Below are 20,879 nucleotides of genomic sequence, written 5' to 3' on the forward strand. Positions count from 1 at the left end.
GCGACTTCACCGCCGTTCCGGGGGAGAGCGTTCGCCTGAAGCACAGCGAAACGATTAATAGACTGAGACAAAATTATTGTCTCAGTCTATTAATTTTGAGTATTAAATCAGTAGATCGGGGAATAGATAAACTGTATACGCATACCTTTGTCCGTAATACATAAACATGTTAAAATAAAAACTGTGTCAAATACTTTTAAAACAACAAATAATGTCCTTTTCAGAAGGACAAATGTAAATGAGGAGGAAATACGATGTCTAAAGTACTTCATCAGTTTTTACAGGATAACCTGAATGAATTAAAAGAAAAGGGATTATATAACGAAATTGATCCGGTCGAAGGCCCTAATGGTGCGAAGATTACCATCCGCGGTCAGGAGCTGATCAATCTGTCTTCAAATAACTACCTTGGACTTGCGACGAACGATCACTTAAAAGAAGTGGCTAAAAAAGCAATTGATCATTACGGAGTGGGTGCAGGAGCGGTCCGCACAATCAACGGTACACTTGATGTACACGTAAAGCTTGAAGAAAAGCTTGCTGAATTTAAAGGGACTGAAGCAGCAATTGCTTATCAGTCAGGGTTTAACTGTAACATGGCGGCGATCTCGGCAGTAATGGATAAGAATGATGCGATTCTTTCAGATGAACTGAATCATGCTTCGATCATTGACGGCTGCCGTCTTTCAAAAGCAAAAATCATCCGCGTAAAGCACTCAGATATGGAAGATCTTCGTGCAAAAGCAAAAGAAGCAACTGAATCAGGCCTTTATAACAAGGTCATGGTGATTACCGACGGTGTGTTTTCAATGGACGGGGATGTAGCAAAGCTTCCTGAAATCGTTGAAATCGCAAAAGAATTTGATCTGATCACGTATGTAGATGACGCGCATGGTTCAGGCGTAATGGGTAAAGGTGCTGGAACAGTGAAGCACTTCGGCCTTGAAAAAGAAGTGGATTTCCAGATGGGTACACTATCTAAGGCAATCGGTGTTGTTGGCGGATATGTAGCCGGAACACAGGATCTGATCGATCTGTTAAAAGTCCGCTCACGTCCATTCCTATTCTCTACAGCTTTAACACCAGGGGATACTGTCGCAATTACTGAAGCGCTTCAAATTCTGATCGACAGCACAGAGCTTCACGATAAACTGTGGGAAAATGGCCGTTATCTGAAGGATGGTCTGAAGAAGCTTGGGTTTGATATTGGGGAGAGTGAAACACCAATTACACCTTGTATCGTTGGTGAAGAAAAGCTGACTCAGCAATTCAGCAAACGTTTGTTTGAAGAAGGAGTCTATGCAAAATCAATCGTGTTCCCAACCGTTCCACGCGGTACAGGACGTGTTAGAAACATGCCAACAGCGGCCCATACGAAAGAAATGCTTGATGAGGCCATTGCTGTGTATGAGAAGGTTGGTAAGGAATTAAACATTATTAAGTAAAAATACAAGATGACCAGGAATGAGAGCCTGTCCCGTTTTAATCGGGGCAGGCTTTTTTAGGAAAAGGGAATATTTGGAGTAGGCCGGGGCGAAGAGAAGGGCTCACGAAAAAATGAATAGGTGATTGAAAATTACATCCCGCATACCATATCACCAAATTAAAAACCCCCGTCCAGATCGCTCCGGACGGGGGTTTCATCATATCTGATTACTCAGAGATTGTTACATCTTTAAGCTGATAAAGACCATTTGGAAGTGTAGAGAATCCAGATACTCTATCGCTTACACCAGTCAGGTATTCCTGATGGTGGATATAAACCATTGGTGCCACTTCTACAAGACGTTCCTGAAGCTGTGAGTAGATCTCAGCACGAGCGTCCTGGTCAGTTTCCTGACGACCCTGGTCAAGCAGTGAGTCAACTTCTTCATCCGCTAGGAATGAACGGTTACCCGGTGCTCCAACCTGAGAAGAGTGGAATAATGCATATGTTGCATAGTCAGCGTCAGCTGTTGGAGTTGACCATCCAAGAATGAACATGTCGTGGTTACCCGCAGCAGTTTCATCAAGGAATGAACCAAATTCCATTACTTCAATTTCAACTTCGATATTAAGTTCAGCAAGTGCTTCCTGAACTAATACAGCCATATCCATACGCTGTGGGTTATCGTTTGTCCAGATAGAAGTAGAGAATCCATCAGCAAATCCAGCTTCTTCAAGAAGTGCTTTTGCTTCGTCCATGTTGTACTCAATTGGTTCAATGCTGTCATCGAAACCGAATACGCCTGGAGGAATTGGACCTACAGCTTCTACGCCGTAACCATCATAAATACCTTCAATGATTGAAGCTTTATCAACAGCCATAGAGATTGCCTGACGAACTTGTTCGTTATTAAATGGCTCTTTCTCTACGTTGAATCCTAGGTAAGAAAGTGATGTTGAGCCTTGAATCTGTGCAGAAGCATCAGGAAGGCTGTCAACACGTGAAACTTCGTTTGGCTGAAGTGGATCGATAATGTGAGCGTTACCTGTTTCAAGTTCAGCTACACGTGTACCTGACTCAGGAACAACGCGGAATGTTACAGTATCAACCTGTGCTCCGCCATCCCAGTGTTCTTCGTTGTTTGAAAGAACGACTTCTTCACCAGGAGTCCAGCTTTCAAATTTGAAGAATCCAGTACCAACTGGCTGTTGTGCAATAACAGAACCTGGCTCTTCGCCATTTTCCATTGCTGCATAGTCAGCGTCGATTGCTTCTTTAGAGATCATACCGCCACCGCTGTGAGAAAGGTGAGCAAGTAGTGGAGCGAATGGGAATTCAGTTTTAATTTCAACTGTATACTCATCAACTACATTTACTTCAGTAATCATTTCATAAAGGAAACCACGTGGTGAAGCTACTTCAGGATCAAGTACACGATCAAGGTTAGCTTTTACAACTTCAGCGTTGAATGCTGAACCGTCGTGGAAAGTTACATCTTCACGAAGCTTGAAAGTCCAAGTAGTATCATCTACAGGTTCCCAAGATTCAGCCAGTAATGGCTCAATTTCGTTGTCTGCATTTTGGAATACAAGTGTTTCATAAAGGTTAGCCTGAATGTTAGATGAAGGAACATCGTTTGATCCGTGTGGGTCAAGTGATGAAGCATCAGATAGTACATTCAGCATTAAGTCGCCGCCAGCAGCAGCGCCATCATCTGTAGCTTCTTCTGATCCACCTTCGTCAGTAGAACCGCCGTCTTCTGAATCAGACTCGTCGCTTCCGCCAGCACATGCTGCAAGGAACATTGCCAGTACAAGCGTCAGTAAAAATGCCCAAAGCGTCTTTTTGCTTGTCAAAAAAATTACCCCCCATATTTAAATAGTCATTCTGAAAATGTACGCACAAAGCGCAATATTCAAAAAATAATATATCGCAAATTTTAAAATATTACAAGCATGTAAAAATAATTGCATTAATATTTAATAGGTTATCACGGAGTGTTCATGATATTGGAAAATCTTTTAATTATATTGAAATAATTTATACAATCAGTTTTAGCTTTAAAGCGTTACTCTGCTAAAATAATGAATGCTCCAGTAAAGCGTTTGTTTTTCCCGGGAGGAATGAATAGTAATTTATGCGTTATTTTGATGAAAAAAATTGCATGTCTGATATACGGAAGAAAATTTCTTAGGTTCGTGTAACCCTTACAGCTTGTTGATCTGGATGTGAAAAAACATATAATTAATATACTAGATTTTTATAAAGTTATTCTAATATCAGCAATGTGGCATTATTATCCTTACGAAAATTTTCACGGTGGATTTTATGCAAATCATTTCATAAAAAAAGATATTAGAATAGTTTCATTTTTGTTGAAAATGAGTTAATATTGTTGAGGTGCGTAAAGTTCTTTCCTATTACTTTACAAAACGATTTATATGTTAAAGAGAGGGTGTAAAAAATGAGTGAAAACACGGTTAACCATCCGGTTACTGCTAAAAAAGTCAATCCCAGAATTGAAAACTATAAAATGATCTGGAAGAGACTGAAAAAGAATAAAGCAGCCCTGATTGGCGGGTATTTAATTCTTCTTTTCATAATCGTCGCAATCTTCGGTCCGATGCTTCTATCTAAAGATCCGAATGAAACGGATATTGCTAACAAATTAGCCGGTCCATCGGCTGAGTTCTGGTTTGGCACAGATAACTTTGGCCGGGATATTTTCACCCGTATTATTCACGGGATGAGCATTACGCTGTATGTTGGTTTCACATCAGTTGTGATTGGATTAGTGATCGGGGTGCCGCTTGGCATTATTTCCGGTTATTACGGTGGACGTATTGATAACCTCATTATGCGTATTATGGATGTCCTGCTTGCCTTCCCTGGTATCCTTCTTGCACTTGCAATTGTAAGTGTACTGGGCGGAAGTCTTCAGAATGTAATCATCGCCGTTGGTATTTTCTCAATTCCAGCCTTTGCGCGTATTGTCCGCGGTTCAACGCTTTCTGTGAAGAAGCTTGAATACATTGATGCGGTTCGCGCACTTGGCGCAACAGATTTCAGAATTATCTTTCGTCATATTCTGCCAAACGTTATGTCTCCTATTATTGTTCAGGCGACGCTGCGTATTGCAACTGCAGTTTTGACTGCTGCCGGTCTTTCTTTCCTTGGTCTTGGTGCACAGCCGCCCATGCCGGAGTGGGGAGCAATGCTTTCAGAAGGCCGCGCATACATGTATGATGCATGGCATGTAGCGTTTTTCCCTGGTGTGATGATTGTGCTAGTCGTTTTGGCATTCAACATCTTTGGTGATGGAATCCGCGACGCACTGGATCCAAAAATGAAACAATAAATGGAGGTGCTTTGACATGACGAAATTTATTATCCGTCGTTTACTACAGACGATCCCTGTTTTACTTGGGGTAACGATACTTGTATTCTCTTTGATGCACCTGATTCCGGGTGACCCGGCGCAGATTATTGCGGGGGAAGCTGCACCTGAGCGTCAGGTTGAACAGATTCGTGAAAGACTTGGATTGAATGATCCGCTTTATGTACAGTATGGTACTTTTCTTGGAAATGCGGTAACAGGTGATTTAGGAACTTCTGTACGAAGCAGCCGTCCTGTATCGGATGAAATCAGTGCCCGCTTCTGGGTAACGGTTGAACTCGCCGTATATAGTACCATCCTGAGTGTATTCTTAGGACTGATTGCAGGGATTGTCTCTGCAGTACGCCACTACACAGTAACAGACGTAGTTATTATGATTGTGGCACTGTTTGGTCTTTCCATGCCGAACTTCTGGCTTGGACTGATGCTGATTCAGTGGTTTGCAATCGGAAACTGGATTCCCGAGTCACTGCAGCCATTCCTTCAGATGCGTGCATCCGGATGGGGAGATGACTGGCGACAGGTCATCCTGCCGGTTATCACACTCGGAACTGCAGGGGCAGCCATTATTGCACGTATGACAAGATCAAGTATGCTTGAAGTCATCAGTCAGGATTATATCCGTACTGCACGTGCGAAAGGTGTGAAAGAGCGCGTTGTTATCTATCAGCATGCGCTTAAAAATGCCATGATTCCGGTTGTAACAGTTGTAGGTCTTGAATTCGGTGCGCTTCTTGGCGGAACCGTACTGACTGAAACAATCTTCGCAATCAACGGAATGGGCCGTCTGACGATTGATGCAATCAGACAGCGTGACTTCCCGGTTGTACAGGGTACAGTACTTGTTATTTCCGTTCTGTTCGTACTAGTAAACTTACTTGTTGATATTTCTTATAGATTCCTGAATAAACGTATAGATCTGAACTAAGATTTTTAAAAGAAATGAGGGGTGATCACATGAGCTCATCAGAAAACATTTTAGAGATCCGTGAACTTCAGACATCATTTTATACAGATGAAGGTGAAGTAAAAGCAGTTGATGGCGTTAGCTTTACACTGCCGCGCGGAAAAACAATTGGAATTGTTGGTGAATCGGGATCCGGTAAAAGTATTACAGCACTATCAATCCTGAACCTGCTGGCAAAGCCCGGTGAAATTAAAGGCGGGGAAATCCGCTTCAAAGGTGAAAACATCCTTACCTATTCGGAAAAGCAGATGCGTGAGATCCGTGGTAATGATATCTCAATGATCTTCCAGGAGCCAATGACTTCATTGAATCCTGTATACACAGTCGGTCAGCAGATTATGGAGTCTATCCGTATTCACCAGGGACTAAACAAGCGTGAAGCAAAGCTGAAAGCCATTGAAATGCTGAAGCTTGTTGGAATTCCTTCTCCTGAAAAACGTGTGGATCAGTATCCATTCGAACTTTCAGGCGGGATGAGACAGCGTGTCATGATCGCAATCGCACTGTCATGTAACCCGGACATGCTGATTGCCGATGAGCCGACTACCGCACTTGATGTAACGATTCAGGCACAGATTCTTGACCTGATTCGTGAACTTCAGAATAAATTGCACATGTCAGTCATGATGATTACACACGACCTTGGCGTAGTAGCTGAGACGTGTGATTATGTAGCCGTCATGTATGCAGGTCAGGTAGTTGAATTTTCGGATGTACGTACACTTTTCAAAAACCCAAGACATCCATATACAGTCGGACTGCTTAACTCGCTGCCAAGACACGATATTGAGCAGGACAAGCTGAAGCCGATCAACGGTACAGTACCGAGTCCGCACAACATGCCAAAAGGCTGCCGTTTCGCACCAAGATGTCCATTTGCAACAGACCTTTGCCGCGAACGTATGCCAGAGCTTGAAACAGATGAAAACAATAATCAGATTCGCTGTTGGATCTACTCAGACGAGTGGGACGGCGATCCGGAGGTGAATGTCCATGACAGCGAAGAAAGAACTGCTAAAGGTTGAGGGACTAAAACAGTATTTTCCGATTAAAGGCGGATTCTTTGGGCGTACGGTCAATCACGTAAAAGCCGTTGATGATGTCAGCTTTACAGTATATGAAGGTGAAACAGTAAGTATTGTAGGTGAGTCAGGTTGTGGTAAATCAACAACCGGCCGTGCAATCCTCCGTCTTGATGAGCCGACTGAAGGTGTTGTGTCATTCGAAGGAAGAGACCTGACAACGCTCAGCAAAAAAGAAATGCGCGCAATGCGTAAAGACCTTCAGATCATTTTCCAGGATCCATACGCATCAATCAATCCACGTCAGATCGTATCTGCCGTCATTGAAGAAGCGATGGATATTCAAAATACGGTACCGAAAAAAGATCGCCGCAAAAAAATTGAAGATCTGCTACAGACAGTTGGACTTCAATCATTCCAGGCAGACCGTTACCCACACGAATTCTCAGGTGGTCAAAGACAGCGTATCGGGATTGCCCGTGCCCTGTCCGTAGATCCGAAGCTGATTATCTGTGACGAAGCAGTATCAGCACTGGATGTGTCGATTCAGGCGCAGGTACTGAACCTGCTTGAAGAACTGCAGGAAGAGTTCGGTCTTACGTATCTCTTTATCTCACACGACCTTGGTGTTGTCCGCCATATCTCTGACCGCATCATTGTTATGTATCTTGGTAAGATTGTTGAGATCGGTGACAAACATTCTCTGTTTGATAACCCTCAGCATCCTTATACAAAAGCACTGCTGTCAGCGATTCCGGTTCCGGATCCTGACGCTAAAAAAGAACGTATTGCACTTAAAGGGGACGTACCTTCCCCAATCAACCCGCCATCAGGCTGCCGTTTCCACACGCGTTGCCCGTTTGCGACTGAAAAGTGTAAAACAGACGTACCTGAACTGCGCACAACTGACTTCATGAAAGAAGGTCACCAAACTGCATGTCACTATATCGAAGAAATCGAATCAGGTGAACATAAGCCAAAAGACTACTCTGCTGAAGCGATTGTTGGAGAAGGACAGGAAGTTTAATAGATGGATTGAAAAACCAGCCTGCGGGCTGGTTTTTTTGTGCATTAGAGAGTGTGGAGGAAGAGGAGCGGAGTAGGTCAAATGGCACTAAGCGTCGAACATCAGTGTTTAAGTGTCGAACACGGCCGTTTGAGTGCCGAACATGACAATACGAGTATCGAACATCACCATTCAAACGACGAACCAGCCGCTTTAAGTGTCGAACACCATCCGAAATCTCCCAAACTCCCAGCCAGCTCCCTAACGCAAACTTTTGCAAACTAAAATAAAATGTCCTCCCGGTATAAACATTTCTCGTGTTTTATGTTAAATTAATAGAGTATTAACTAATTAAAAGCTTAATGTGTATTTCTCAAATGGACATCTGTTCTTTTGATATTATAATTTTGTTAAAGCTCATTTTTATTTCTGCACAGCTGATGATTGGAGCGTAGGGCGGTGACTCCTGCGGCAGGAAGGGACAGGTGAGACAGAGCATGGCGAAGCCTGCTGGCTCACCGCCCGGCCGCGGAAAGCATCCGCCTGAAGCGGAAATCAGCAGCCAACTTTTACAGAGTAAATTTTTTAACGTAATGGAGGGTTTCTCATGAAACGTATATTAGTAACAGGCGCGCTTGGTCAGATTGGTTCAGAATTAATCACAAAGCTGCGCGCAGAATACGGCGCAGACAACGTCATCGCATCTGATATCCGGACAGCAGATACAGAAGCTGTTACGGGAGGTCCTTTTGAAATTCTGGACGTAACAGACGGTGCAAAAATGAACGAAATCGTTTCAACATATAAAGTAGATACAATGATGCACATGGCGGCACTACTGTCAGCCAAAGCTGAAGAGTCTCCTCAGCTTGCATGGCATCTGAATATGGGTGGACTAATGAACGGGCTTGAAACTGCACGTGAGCACAATCTTCAGTTCTTTACGCCGAGCTCTATTGGTGCATTCGGTCCTGATACACCGAAAAACAGCACGCCGCAGGACACCATTCAGCGCCCGACTACGATGTATGGCGTGAATAAAGTGTCTGGAGAGCTGCTGTGTGATTATTACTTTAAGCGCTTCGGTGTAGATACACGCGGCGTCCGTTTCCCTGGATTGATCTCATATGTTACACCGCCTGGTGGAGGGACAACGGATTATGCGGTTGAAGTGTACTATGAAGCGTTAAAATCAGGGCGTTACACGTCTCCTATTAATAAAGGAACGTATATGGATATGATGTATATGCCGGATGCACTGCAGGCAATTGTGGATCTGATGGAAGCGGACCCTGCAAAGCTTAAGCACCGCAACGCATTCAACGTGACTGCCATGAGCATTGAGCCTGAAATGGTTGCTGCTGAAATTAAAAAGCATATCCCTTCTTTTGAAATGAATTACCAGCCGGATCCTGTACGTCAGGCGATCGCTGACAGCTGGCCGGATGCAATTGATGCATCTGCCGCTAAAGACGAATGGGGATTCAAAGCCCAGCATGATTTGTCTTCAATGACGAAAGACATGCTTTCAAAATTGAGAACAACCATCACAAGTTAAAGTGCTGACTAGCTGCTTCAGCGATCTCTTACCAGATTGCTGAAGCAGCATTTTTATTAATATTAATGGAAATTTAATGTAAATGTGGGTTAAAATAAGCATAACACTGCTTCGACCTTTTCCTTCAAAATCCGACATGGTATGATATGAGTATTGTATGGTTCTTTTTGGGGCTGTTATGAGTAAATCATTACCATATACATACGAGTTGTGGTGGAATTATTTTAATGATTGGCAGGTGATGAAAATGCTGCAATCCTATACGTTTTCGCAAATAAGAGGTCTGATTGGAATTATTGGACTTGTTTTTGTTGTACAGATTATCTTTATTATGGCAGGTTATAACGGCTGGTTTTCTACTGCAACCTATATTGTAATAGAAGTGGCTGTGGCAATTATTCTGCTGTGGCTTGCGTTTATGATTTACAGGCGGGCTTCAGCGCTCAGAAACCTTTTTAAGGATATGGAGGAAGAAGAGTTTAAAATGTCTGCGATGATCCAGTCAATGCCTGATTTTGTCTGCTTTAAAGACGGTAAAGGAAGATGGATCAGAACGAATGACTTCGGACTTGAGCTTTATGGGCTAAAAGGAAAGCACTACATTGGTAAAACGGATGCTGAGCTTGGGGATGTGAACCCATTTTTCAAGGAAGCGTTTGATTATTGTGTAGTAACGGATGAACAAACCTGGCAAAAGGGAGAAACTGACCGGAGTGAGGAATCTTTTTATGTGGAATCAGGTGAATATAAGTCCTTTGATGTAATTAAAGTGCCTATTTTTCATCAAGACGGCAGCCGGAAAGCGTTGATTACGATCGGACGTGACATCTCCCAGCAAAAAGCGGCTGAAGAGCAGCTGTTGAGAAGAGAAAAGCTTTCTGTCGCAGGTGAGCTGGCATCAGGTATTGCGCATGAAATTAAAAATCCACTGACCAGTTTGAAAGGGTACGTTCAGCTGATGCAGGAATCGGGCTCATTAACCGAAGAGCGCGTTCGTCTGATGGCATCAGAGATTGACCGTATCCATGCGATTACAGAAGAGCTGCTGATTCTTTCAAAGCCGGAAATTAAAAAGCATGAGCAGTTCTCGATCTGTGATTCAGTCGAATACGTCATTAATTTTATGAAGCACCAGGCAGCATCGAAAAACATCGATATTCAAGTCAGCCGGTTAAATCACGAAGATAAATATGTATACGGTGACCGCAATCAGATCGTGCAGGTGTTCATGAATTTAGTGAAAAACAGTATTGAAGCGATCGAGGAAAACGGTGAGATTTTAATTAAGCCTTCTGTACAGGGGGATGAAATTCAGATTGAACTGCGCGACAGCGGCCCTGGTATTCCGGAAGAGATGATTGAAAAGGTCTCAGAGGCTTTTTATACAACGAAAGAAAAAGGAATGGGGCTCGGTTTGACAGTCTGTCACCGGATTGTCCATGCCCACGGAGGCTCACTTGCATTTGAGAACCTGCCTGAGGGCGGAACGAACGCCATTGTGCAGCTGCCACTCTATTCAAAGAAAAAGACACTTACAACGTCGTAAGTGTCTTTTTGTATATGTTTAGAAGTTAAGCTATATTCATTCAATGCCATTTTGTCATTGCACAGCTGTTGATTGTAGCGGAAGGGGGGCGACTCCAGCAGGAGAAATCGGACAGGTGGGGCAGTGCGAAGCGCGAGGAGGCTCACCGCCGATCCTGCGGAAAGCGTCCCCCCTGGAGCTACAATCAACAGCCAACTTTAATATGGCCTTTGTATTTTGTTAGAATAAAAGATGAGCAATACCTGCGATAATTGGCAGTGTAATCAGTGTACGCAGAAGGAAAATCAGCACAAGATCCAGGAAGTTAACCGGTACCTTTGAGCCGAGCAGCACGCCACCGACTTCAGACATATAGATTAATTGAGTAACAGATACTGCTGCAATAATGAAGCGTGTCATTTCAGATGAAATATCCGCCCCAATAATGGCCGGCAGGAACATATCCGCAAAGCCGACAACCATTGTCTGAGCAGCATCTGCAGCTTCAGGAATCTGTAACAATTCTAAGATCGGCACAAATGGTGTACCGAGAATGACGAAGAAGCTTGTTTCTTCTGCAAGAATCAGTGCAACCGTACCGAATGCCATAACAACCGGTGCGACACCAAGCCACATATCAAGCACATTCTTCATTCCGCTCTTAAAGAAATAACCGACGCTGTTATTTTTTCTGGCAGTCTCAATGGCCATTTCAGTTCCGTGCTGCAGGCGTGACTTGTGATCAGGAACATCTTCAAGCGAATCCTCTTCTTCCGCTTCCGTAATGTAGGTTTTCTTTTTCAAGGATAACGGTGGGATTCGCGGCATAATGATCGCTGCGACAAGTCCTGAAAATGCAACCGTCAGATAAAACGGTACAAAGTAAGATGAAAGACCAACAGTTTCGATGACAACAATACTGAATGTAATTGAAACGACAGAGAACGTTGTACCAATCACTGCAGCTTCACGTTTTGAATAATGTCCTTCTTCATACTGTTTATTTGTCAGCATAACCCCGATCGTACCGTCTCCAAGCCACGAAGCAAGAGAATCAATTGAAGCACGGCCAGGAAGCTTGAATAGTGGACGCATGACTTTTGCCATCAGTGTACCAAACCATTCCAATAATCCAAAGTTCAATAGTAATGGCAGGAATAATCCTGCAAATAGGAATAAAGAGAATAATAGTGTAATCAGACCGCCTTCCCCAAGCAGCAGTCCACCGGTATATTCAGACCAGATCAGTTCAGTTGAACTTCCCCCGATCTGGAAAAATGTAATGAGTGCAAAAACTGCAGCAAGAATGCGCACAACCACCCAGAACCACGACACATTAAACAGTGTATTTCTAAAATCGTTGTCAGTGATATATACCGGTTTTGCAGCACGTGCCAGTAATGATAAAACTGCGGTAATGACAATAATAAACGTCATAATCGCCGGGATCGCACCGCCAATCAATCCCTGAAGCCAATCAGATAAAATCGCAATTGGAATCGTCACTGCTTCTCCTGAAGGGAGAGGCATCATGAATAGAAAAATCCCGATAACAGATGGGATAATAAAGCGTAAGTAGTCTTTTGCTGTAAAAGTATTCATCATTGTTCTCCTTTATGAATGGTCTGTATAATTAGCAGTGAATAAAAATAAGCCAGATTCAATTTTAATTCACACCCCCTTTGAAATCAATGATTAACTTTGAAAAATTAACGTAAGCGCTTCCAATTTAATTTAAACACTTTCAAACCTGATAAGCAACGAAATTACTGAGATCATACTGGTTGCATTTCACATATTTTTCAAAATAAATAAGTTTAACAAGAGAAAGATCTGGGGAAAATATCTTTAACATATAGAAAACGAAGTTGAGGTGGGAATAAGTGAATACAATGGGTCATTTATCAAATGAAAAATTATTGGAAGCCCTTGAATCAGCTAAAAAACTGAATCTGACGAAGGATTTTATCCAATTACTTGAAAGAGAAGTGGAGAAACGCGGACTTCGTGCGCTAATGTGTTCTTAACAGCAGTCATCTGCTGTTTTTATTTTGCATCCAATTGTATAAAATTTGTAAAGACTGAGCACTGAAAAGGTTTCCAATGAATGCGCTATGATACAATGGTCCAATCAAATACAAGAAGGTGAAGAGATGATTAAGCTAATTGCATCTGATATGGATGGCACACTGCTGAATGGCAGTCATGAAGTAGGACAGGAAACGATTCAGGCGATTAAAGAAGCAAAGGATGCCGGAATTGAAGTGATTATTGCAACCGGCAGATCATATAAAGAAGCGGTTTTACCAATCAAAGACGCAGGGCTCTCACTCCCATTAATCGTTGTAAATGGCGCGGAGATTCGCGACACAGAGGGCAAACAGCTGTACAAAAAAGGACTGAGTGCTGAAAAAGCTGAGGCGACAGCAAATGCTCTTGAAAAGCTCGATGTATATTTTGAAATCTATACTGAAAATGGTACGTATACAAACCATAGAGAACACGGCATTCAGTTACTAATAGATATTTTCCTGACATCAAATCCGGATACACCACTTCCGCATGTGAAAGAAGAGGCTGAAAACCGTTATGACGATGGACATGTACATGTAGTGGATGATTACCATGATGTATTCAATTCATCTGAAACAGTCTATAAGTTCCTCGCCTTTTCATCAAAGCCGGAAAAACTGAAGCAGGTGAAAGAAGCACTGAACCAGATGGGCGGGCTTGCAATCAGCTCATCGGGTAAAGAAAACCTGGAAATTACAAGTGTGGATGCACAAAAAGGGCTTGCACTTGAATGGTATGTGAACCAGCGCGGTATCAAGACAGAGGATGTCATGGCGATTGGTGACAATTACAATGATGTGTCGATGATGAAACTCGCTGGCTGGTCAGTTGCGATGGGCAATGCACCGAAAGATATTCAGCAGATTTGCAAGTACACCACTTCCACAAACCGTGAAGAAGGTGTTGCAAAAGCAATCCGGAAATTGACGGAGACAGAAGCAAGGGTATAATGATGAGTCGTTTCCTGTACTGGAAGCGGCTTATTTTTATTTAATATGATAAACTTTTAACTATTATATCGTCACAGGAGGATCTCAAATGAAAAAAGGTGTTGTTTCATTAGGTGAAGCGTTAATTGATTTTATTCCAACAGATGAAACAAATGACTATTATTATAAAAGTCCGGGTGGTGCACCGGCTAATGTAGCAGTAGGCGTAGCGCGTCTTGGTCTGCCATCTTATTTTGCGGGAAAAGTGGGAGATGACGTACTTGGCAGATTTCTTGCGCGTACGTTAAAGGATTACGGTGTTAACACGAATTACATGCATTTTGATCAGGAACACCGCACCGGCGCTGTATTCGTGACACTTGATAACGGTGAACGCAGCTTTGACTTTTACATAGACCCAAGCGCTGACCGGTTTTTAAAGGCGGAAGAATTAAATGAGGCGCTGTTTGAAGAAGCAAGAGTCCTGCACTTCGGATCGATTTCAATGATCAGCGAACCTTCAAAAACCGCAACAAAAAAAGCGGTTGAACTGGCGCGTGAAAAAGGAATGATCATTTCCTATGATCCAAATCTTCGCATGTCTCTGTGGCCAAATGAAGAAGATGCGCGTGAAACGATTTCTTCGATGCTGGATCAGGCTGACGTCGTCAAGATTTCAGAAGATGAATTGGAATTCTTAACAGGTACGGCTGATATTGAAAAAGGTGCTGAAGTCATGAAGCAATTTGGCATTCCGCTATTGCTGATCACTATGGGTGCAGAAGGCAGCTGGGTCTTTACACATAACGAAACGCGTCACGTCCCGGCTAATAAAGTTCAGGCAGTCGATACAACAGGCGCGGGTGATGCATTTGTATCCGGCCTCCTGTATTCACTTCACGAATATGAAGGAGAAGTGCGTGACCTGAAAATGGAAAAAGCGGTCGAAATGGTTGAGCTTGCAAGTCGTTCAGGTGCACTGGCTGCTTCCGTGAAGGGTGCGATGACTGCACTGCCGACGATTGATGAGTTAAGGAAAGCATAAGAAAAGCCCGTTTGGCGACCGACTTTTCGTCGGTACCAGACGGGCTTTTTTTATATGAAAACCAAATGTGATGAGAGGTCAAATAAGGTGGTACTGTACGGACTGACTATTCTATCAGCAATTAAGATTATTCCATCACGTCTACTGTTTATTGCATCAGCAATGTGATGGATTCAACCTGCGAGACGTGAGTGATAGATTATTACGTCAGGTCATCCGGTAATTCTATCACCTTTTTAATTATTCGATCAGGTATACCATACCGTCATCTTCCGCTTTACTATTCATACCCCTGGTCAAAGCGATATTTGAAAAACCTTTCCTGAGTGACCCACTGAATCGCCTCAGGATCATTTTCCCCGAGTCTCTTCTCAAGGTCTTCAAGCATCCAGGCGGTTTGTGAGATGTGGGCACGCATGGCGTTTAACTTTACGTCCATAACGTCTGTCACATCATTAATGACATCAGGTTCGCCAAGTTTTTCTGCAGTGTTATTTGCAAATGCAACACAGTGAAGTTTAGGGCGATTTTCCATACGGTGCACGGCTCTGATGACTGCGCGTGCAGTTGCTTCATGGTCAGGGTGAACGCAATAGTCCGGGTAGAATGTGATGATGAGTGAAGGCTTGGTTTCTTTAATAAGGGATTCCATCATTTCAACCATATATTCATCATCTTCAAATTCTACTGTTTTATCACGCAGCCCCATCATGCGCAAATCAGTCAGCCCCATTGCACTTGCAGCGGCTTTCAGTTCCTTTTTGCGGATTTCAGGGAGAGATTCTCTTGTTGCAAATGGCGGATTGCCAAGATTTCTTCCCATTTGACCCAGTGTCAGGCATGCGTAAGTAACGCCTGTCCCACTTTGGATATGAGATGCAATCGTGCCGGACACGCCGAACGCTTCATCATCCGGGTGAGGGAACACGACTAATACGTGATTCTCTTTTTCAATCATCTGTCTGACTCCTTCCTTCCTGTTACTCAAAAGGTGTTTCGCTGATTTGAAGTGATACGGCAAGCTTACCTTGATGGTCATGTCCTGCCATCAGCAGCCTGCCTTTATCATCAAGCTCATAATGTGTAATGCCCTGTGCGTATATCCATCCAAGGTTTCCGAGCTTTAACCCGACTCTTGATGGCGGGTCACCGATAATCTTACCAAGCTCATATTCTACTTTTGCATTTCTGATAAAAGCCCCTGCATTAAAGAACTTTTCATCGAAATGAGAAGCGTATGACCCGTTTGTTGTTTCTAAATGGATATATACTTCTTTGTTAGCAAAACGATTAATCAATTGTTGTACGTCGTCAATTTTGACAGGCTCCATGATGCTCCTCCTTGCCTTTAATCATATGCTCTATTTTACTTCAAAACTTTCCGGAATGCGAAAAGGCTGTTTGGCCTTCGTAATAATAAGCTATGTTGAAATTAAGTGTTATTTTAACGCAGCTGTTGATTGTATCGGGAATCACCAGTGGCTTCAATCAGGACGGTAAATAACAAAAAGCCGCACGGGCGGCTTTTTGTTATTTGGTCGGATCTTTAATTTTACGTTCGTTTTCCTGCTCCGGCTGATAGCCTGATTTGTTCTCTCTTTCCGGTGTCCGGTCTGTATGAAGTGGTGCTTCGTTATTTTGTTTAATCTGCTGGTTGCGCTGCCCGGTATAAAAAGCGGCAGCAATGACTGCAATGATACCTCCGATCAGTCCGGCTATGGCAGAAACAGCAAGCGAACCTGTGATCAGATAAAAGCCGCCAAACACACCAAGTACGACAGCGAGTGCGATAATAAAGTTAATCATTGTTTCACCTCATTTAAGGAATCATTATTTTCTTTGTATATTCCTTAAAATAGTAAAACTAAACTTTTCATTATGCTTTCAATGTTTCTTTATGCACAGTCACTTTGCCAAAACGGCTGTGTGCCCCGTGCATAACAGGTCCAACATATTCATTTAAGCGCCAGCCGTGATGAATCGCTGATGTGACAAATTCTTTTGCGTTTGAAATAGCTTCCTTCAGTTCAAGGCCATTGGCAAGGTTTGCTGTAATCGCTGCAGCGAATGTACAGCCTGCGCCGTGATTGTAAGAAGTATCTGCTTTTTTAGCTTCAAGTAAAGTAAATGTTTCTCCGTCATAAAGTAGGTCAACTGCCTTATCGTGTTCGAGCTGCTTACCGCCTTTTACCACAACAGATTTCGCACCTTTTTCCACTATTTTTGCTGCAGCAGCTTTCATATCCTCAATGGTACGGATTGGTCCGACACCTGACAGCTGCCATGCTTCAAACAGGTTAGGTGTAACGACCATCGCGCGTGGCAGAAGATGCTCCTGCATCGCACCTACTGTTTCAGGATGGAGCACTTCATCTTCACCTTTACAAACCATAACTGGATCAATGACGACTTTGTCTGTTTCAGAGCGGTCGATTGCCTGAGCTGCCGTTTCAATGATTTCCACTGATCCGAGCATACCTGTTTTCAGTGCGGAGATGCCTGTAGACAGGGCAGTGTCAATCTGGGCTTTTAGTGTATCGATCGGAAGGGGGTGAACGTTGTGTGCCCAGTGATTTGACGGATCCATTGTTACGACCGTTGTAAGAGCCGTCATCCCGTAAGTTCCGTGCTCCTGAAAAGTCTTGAGGTCAGCCTGAATGCCGGCACCGCCGCTGGTATCTGATCCTGCAATTGTTAACGTTTTATTTAAAGACATAAAAAACCCTCCAAAGATTATTTCTTACATCATAGCACGGGCGAAGAATGTTTGAAAACGTCCTGCATTTCCCGGGAAATAGTGATGAATTTTGACAAAGTTATGTCCCTGGAAAGCCTGGGTTGTCGTGAGAAATAAGGAACAGGTTTCCAACGTTCGGCAAATTCCGTATAATGAGTGATGGTAATAAAAATCTAATGCCTTAGGGCTATTAAATGGTGATGAAATGAAAAATATAATTCTTGCAATCTTATTTATCATGTTACTTGCCGGAGTAAGTTTCTTCGGTTATCAATATGTAGCCAGTGACAACAATCAACGCTCAGCGACCTTCGTTGAACAGATTAAAGATATGAATGCGCTGGCAACTTCACAGGCTTTCGTTAAAACAGTTATAGACGAGGAAGATAACGAAGTATTAGGTTGGGACATTAATTTTAACCTGCCTGGTACAGAACGAAGAGTCTTTATGGTCGTTCCTGGAACAGTCCTCGCAGGTGTAAATATGGACCAGCTCTCAGAAGAAGATGTTAAAGTAGATGAAGAAAATAAAACAGTTTCCCTTACACTGCCGCGTGCAACGCTGCTTCAGGAGCCTGCCATCCAGATGGATGAAGTGGAAACTTTCACGACAAAAGGAATCTTCCGAAGCAATGTGAACCTTGAAGAAAGTGTTGGTTTTGCAGCTGCAGCACAGGAGAAAATGAAAAAAGAGGCGATTGATCAGGGTGTACTTGAACGTGCAGAAATGAATGCTGAACTGGCATTAGAAGAGTTCTTTGAATTCACGGGATATGACGCAGATATAACATTCGAATAATGAGGTGATCATATATGGGTGTAAATATACAAAATGATTGGCAGGATCAGCTTCAGCCGGTCTTTGATGAACCGGAGTACCAGCAGTTAAGAGAATTTCTTAAGCAGGAATACGGCTCAGGTAAAGTGTTTCCACCAATGAATGATATTTATGAAGCATTCAAAAGAACACCTTTTCATAAAGTGAAAGCGGTCATTTTAGGTCAGGATCCGTATCATGGAGAAGGGCAGGCACATGGACTGAGCTTCTCGGTTCAGGAAGGCACGAAAATTCCGCCATCACTGCAGAATATTTTTAAAGAACTGAAGGAAGATGTAGATGTTGACCCACCTAAGTCCGGTGATTTAACAAAGTGGGCAGATGAAGGTATTCTATTACTTAACACAGTGCTGACAGTGAAGGAAGGACAGGCCCACTCTCATAAAGGAAAAGGCTGGGAACAGATCACTGATGAAGCGATCCGGCTGCTTGGTGAAAGAGAAGAGCCGCTTGTATTTATTCTATGGGGCAAGCCCGCTCAGGCTAAAAGTAAATTGATCGATACAGATAAGCATCTGATTATAAAATCGCCTCATCCAAGCCCGCTTGCTGCTCACAGAGGGTTCTTCGGCAGTCAGCCATTTTCCAAAACGAACGCATTTCTGCATAAGCATGGGATCGACCCGATCGACTGGTCACTTGATTGAAGGAGGCATCCGTTTTGACTGAATCAAAGCGTATTAACTGCAATGCATGTAAATACTATTATGTAACCTGGGATCCGAATTTTCCAAAAGGATGCAAAGCACATGGATTTAAAACAAAACACCTTCCTTCATTAGAAGTCTTCAGAGCATCCGGGCATCCGTGCTACGCATTCGAGCCGAAGGGAAGGAGATCAAGATGAATATTTCATATGAACAGCTCCTGCAGAAAATATCGCAGGAAGCAAATAAAGCACAGGGAGCAGCGCCGGGACGCCAGCGCGAGCATCTGCGTTCCATCCAGACATTGTGCGAGCTTGCACTCGGGCAGGAGGAAACGTCAGCCCCTGTAAGACAACAGCCGACTCCGGTTCAGCCGCCTGCTCAGCCACAGCAGATGCAATCCTACCAGCAGCCAAGCCCGCTGCAGGAAAAGCCAATCGAAACAGACGGCGGCAATGGCGATTCGTTGTTTGATTTTTAAATTGATTGCATAAAAACGCTTGTCCTTTCCGTGGGGGACGGCGCTCATTTGGTAATTACTACAAGCTAAGCGAGAACTGCTACAAGATAGACGTAGATTGCTACAAGTTGCCGGGTGTATCGCTACATTCTGAGCTGAGGTTCGTGCAAATTGGAATAGAATTGCTATATCTGAGAACCTTTACGTGGCTGTAGCTGAACTTATCCAAACCTAAATAACTACTGAATTTATAGTTTGTCACACTGAGCTGATGGTTGGAGTGGGAGACGGAGACTCCCGCCCCGGAAAAGGGCAGGTGAGATCCCGCAAGGCGAAGCCTGAGGAAGCTCACCGTCCGGGGGCAGGAAAGCGCAGTCCCCCACGGAAACCATCAGCGGTTATAAGCTCCATACTAGAAAGGAAGTCTCAAATGAAAATACTATTAATCATTGGTGCAATAAACGCATTTTTATCAGTCGCGCTTGGAGCCTTTGGTGCACATGCGCTTGAAGGCAGAGTAGAGCCGAAATATCTTGATACATGGAACACAGCCGTGCAATACCAGATGTTCCACGCAACAGCGATTTTAATTACCGGTGTCTTAATCGGTACGCTTCCTGCATCAGGCCTCTTTGGCACAGCAGGCTGGCTATTTGTCGCGGGAATTGTTTTCTTCTCAGGAAGCCTTTATGTATTAAGTCTGACAGGAATCAGTGTATTAGGTGCCATCACACCAATCGGCGGTCTATTATTCTTAGGCGGATGGGTTTGTCTGATTATTGCAATGGCGAAGGTTCTATAATGAGTAAAGAGAGTCCGGAATTCCGGGCTCTCTTTTTGTCTTACTGTCCTGCATTATTAAAAGGATATTCGTACTCAATTTCCCCATCAAACGTTGCATAATCCAGATAGATGAGCGGTAGCAGATATCTTTTACCGGTATTCGGATCACTTAAAATCAGGTGATCACGTCCTGCGGCTTCGATAATACCCTTAAAAATCTTAGCGTTCCAATCCTTGTTGTTTTCAAATGTCATGTAGACAGTCGTTGGCTTCCCGCGATTCAGTCTGAAGATATTTTCAATATACGATTCCTCAATGCGCGGACGTGCCGGCTGCTGAGCCGGTTGTTGCTGACCATAGTAGTATGGATAATTTGGGTAGTAACCGCCGCCGTACTGCCCTGTACCGTACTGTCCCGTAGAATAAGATGGATTCATTGTCATTGTGAACCTCCCTCCAATCAATT

21 protein-coding genes are annotated in these 20,879 nt (G+C 43.5%); 14 read left to right on the forward strand and 7 right to left on the reverse strand.

From position 1 onward, the window contains the following. The first annotated feature begins 254 nt into the window (after positions 1-254). Positions 255-1,445, forward strand: coding sequence for a glycine C-acetyltransferase (locus ACH6CZ_RS08480; protein WP_374096997.1), 1,191 nt, complete (start codon positions 255-257; stop codon positions 1,443-1,445). A gap of 208 nt (positions 1,446-1,653) precedes the next feature. On the opposite strand, the gene ACH6CZ_RS08485 is transcribed toward ACH6CZ_RS08480, so the two are convergent. After that, positions 1,654-3,282: a glutathione ABC transporter substrate-binding protein gene (locus ACH6CZ_RS08485; protein ID WP_374096998.1), complete on the reverse strand. Its 1,629-nt coding sequence runs from the start codon at positions 3,280-3,282 to the stop codon at positions 1,654-1,656. 608 nt (positions 3,283-3,890) lie between these two features. Between ACH6CZ_RS08485 and nikC the strand changes: the two genes are divergently transcribed. The 6 genes from nikC (at position 3,891) to ACH6CZ_RS08515 (ending at position 10,922) form a co-directional block, all read left to right on the forward strand. Continuing rightward, on the forward strand, positions 3,891-4,784 hold the full coding sequence (gene nikC, locus ACH6CZ_RS08490) for a nickel transporter permease (RefSeq protein ID WP_374096999.1): 894 nt from the start codon (positions 3,891-3,893) through the stop codon (positions 4,782-4,784). A gap of 16 nt (positions 4,785-4,800) precedes the next feature. Beyond that, on the forward strand, positions 4,801-5,751 hold the full coding sequence (locus ACH6CZ_RS08495; RefSeq protein WP_374097000.1) for an ABC transporter permease: 951 nt from the start codon (positions 4,801-4,803) through the stop codon (positions 5,749-5,751). 29 nt (positions 5,752-5,780) lie between these two features. Next, positions 5,781-6,815 (forward strand): ABC transporter ATP-binding protein, encoded by a 1,035-nt coding sequence (locus tag ACH6CZ_RS08500; protein WP_374097001.1) that lies wholly within the window; start codon positions 5,781-5,783, stop codon positions 6,813-6,815. Beyond that, complete coding sequence (locus ACH6CZ_RS08505) at positions 6,784-7,839, forward strand: ABC transporter ATP-binding protein (RefSeq protein WP_374097002.1); 1,056 nt, start codon at positions 6,784-6,786, stop codon at positions 7,837-7,839. Before ACH6CZ_RS08500 ends, ACH6CZ_RS08505 begins: the two co-directional genes overlap by 32 nt. Positions 7,840-8,425: 586 nt before the next feature. After that, on the forward strand, positions 8,426-9,376 hold the full coding sequence (locus ACH6CZ_RS08510; protein WP_374097003.1) for an L-threonine 3-dehydrogenase: 951 nt from the start codon (positions 8,426-8,428) through the stop codon (positions 9,374-9,376). A 178-nt stretch (positions 9,377-9,554) separates the two neighbouring features. After that, positions 9,555-10,922: an ATP-binding protein gene (locus ACH6CZ_RS08515; protein WP_374097004.1), complete on the forward strand. Its 1,368-nt coding sequence runs from the start codon at positions 9,555-9,557 to the stop codon at positions 10,920-10,922. A gap of 219 nt (positions 10,923-11,141) precedes the next feature. On the opposite strand, the gene ACH6CZ_RS08520 is transcribed toward ACH6CZ_RS08515, so the two are convergent. Beyond that, a complete protein-coding gene (locus ACH6CZ_RS08520) occupies positions 11,142-12,503 on the reverse strand; it encodes a YjiH family protein (protein WP_374097005.1) in 1,362 nt (453 codons plus the stop codon). A gap of 290 nt (positions 12,504-12,793) precedes the next feature. Between ACH6CZ_RS08520 and sda the strand changes: the two genes are divergently transcribed. From sda to ACH6CZ_RS08535, 3 genes are all read left to right on the forward strand, one after another. Then, on the forward strand, positions 12,794-12,928 hold the full coding sequence (sda, locus tag ACH6CZ_RS08525) for a sporulation histidine kinase inhibitor Sda (protein ID WP_374097451.1): 135 nt from the start codon (positions 12,794-12,796) through the stop codon (positions 12,926-12,928). 126 nt (positions 12,929-13,054) lie between these two features. Beyond that, on the forward strand, positions 13,055-13,924 hold the full coding sequence (locus ACH6CZ_RS08530; RefSeq protein WP_374097006.1) for a Cof-type HAD-IIB family hydrolase: 870 nt from the start codon (positions 13,055-13,057) through the stop codon (positions 13,922-13,924). Positions 13,925-14,012: 88 nt separating this feature from the next. Then, positions 14,013-14,948 (forward strand): aminoimidazole riboside kinase, encoded by a 936-nt coding sequence (locus ACH6CZ_RS08535; protein WP_374097007.1) that lies wholly within the window; start codon positions 14,013-14,015, stop codon positions 14,946-14,948. A 280-nt stretch (positions 14,949-15,228) separates the two neighbouring features. Here ACH6CZ_RS08535 and bshB2 read toward each other — a convergent pair whose 3' ends face one another. The 4 genes from bshB2 to pdxK all read right to left on the reverse strand — a co-directional run bounded on the left by bshB2 (position 15,229) and on the right by pdxK (position 17,664). Then, positions 15,229-15,906, reverse strand: a complete 678-nt coding sequence (bshB2, locus tag ACH6CZ_RS08540; RefSeq protein WP_374097008.1) for a bacillithiol biosynthesis deacetylase BshB2 — start codon at positions 15,904-15,906, stop codon at positions 15,229-15,231. A 22-nt stretch (positions 15,907-15,928) separates the two neighbouring features. Beyond that, the gene (locus ACH6CZ_RS08545; RefSeq protein WP_374097009.1) at positions 15,929-16,279 is read right to left on the reverse strand and encodes a YojF family protein; all 351 of its coding nucleotides are present in this window, start codon (positions 16,277-16,279) and stop codon (positions 15,929-15,931) included. A 199-nt stretch (positions 16,280-16,478) separates the two neighbouring features. Then, the gene (locus ACH6CZ_RS08550) at positions 16,479-16,754 is read right to left on the reverse strand and encodes a hypothetical protein (protein WP_374097010.1); all 276 of its coding nucleotides are present in this window, start codon (positions 16,752-16,754) and stop codon (positions 16,479-16,481) included. Positions 16,755-16,824: 70 nt separating this feature from the next. Beyond that, positions 16,825-17,664, reverse strand: a complete 840-nt coding sequence (pdxK, locus tag ACH6CZ_RS08555; RefSeq protein WP_374097011.1) for a pyridoxine/pyridoxal/pyridoxamine kinase — start codon at positions 17,662-17,664, stop codon at positions 16,825-16,827. 226 nt (positions 17,665-17,890) lie between these two features. Between pdxK and ACH6CZ_RS08560 the strand changes: the two genes are divergently transcribed. The 4 genes from ACH6CZ_RS08560 (at position 17,891) to ACH6CZ_RS08575 (ending at position 20,432) form a co-directional block, all read left to right on the forward strand. Further along, complete coding sequence (locus tag ACH6CZ_RS08560) at positions 17,891-18,484, forward strand: DUF4230 domain-containing protein (RefSeq protein ID WP_374097012.1); 594 nt, start codon at positions 17,891-17,893, stop codon at positions 18,482-18,484. Positions 18,485-18,498: 14 nt separating this feature from the next. After that, positions 18,499-19,170, forward strand: coding sequence for a uracil-DNA glycosylase (locus tag ACH6CZ_RS08565; RefSeq protein ID WP_374097013.1), 672 nt, complete (start codon positions 18,499-18,501; stop codon positions 19,168-19,170). Positions 19,171-19,366: 196 nt separating this feature from the next. Then, a complete protein-coding gene (locus ACH6CZ_RS08570) occupies positions 19,367-19,651 on the forward strand; it encodes a YwdI family protein (protein WP_374097014.1) in 285 nt (94 codons plus the stop codon). A gap of 409 nt (positions 19,652-20,060) precedes the next feature. After that, positions 20,061-20,432, forward strand: a complete 372-nt coding sequence (locus ACH6CZ_RS08575; protein WP_374097015.1) for a DUF423 domain-containing protein — start codon at positions 20,061-20,063, stop codon at positions 20,430-20,432. A gap of 40 nt (positions 20,433-20,472) precedes the next feature. Here the strand turns inward: ACH6CZ_RS08575 and gerQ are convergent, their stop codons facing one another. Next, positions 20,473-20,856 carry a spore coat protein GerQ gene (gene gerQ / locus ACH6CZ_RS08580; RefSeq protein ID WP_374097016.1) on the reverse strand — a complete coding sequence of 128 codons (384 nt, stop codon included), beginning with the start codon at positions 20,854-20,856 and terminating at the stop codon, positions 20,473-20,475. Positions 20,857-20,879: the final 23 nt, after the last annotated feature.

The sequence above is a fragment of the Jeotgalibacillus sp. JSM ZJ347 genome (assembly GCF_044383825.1).
GTDB lineage: Bacteria > Bacillota > Bacilli > Bacillales > Jeotgalibacillaceae > Jeotgalibacillus.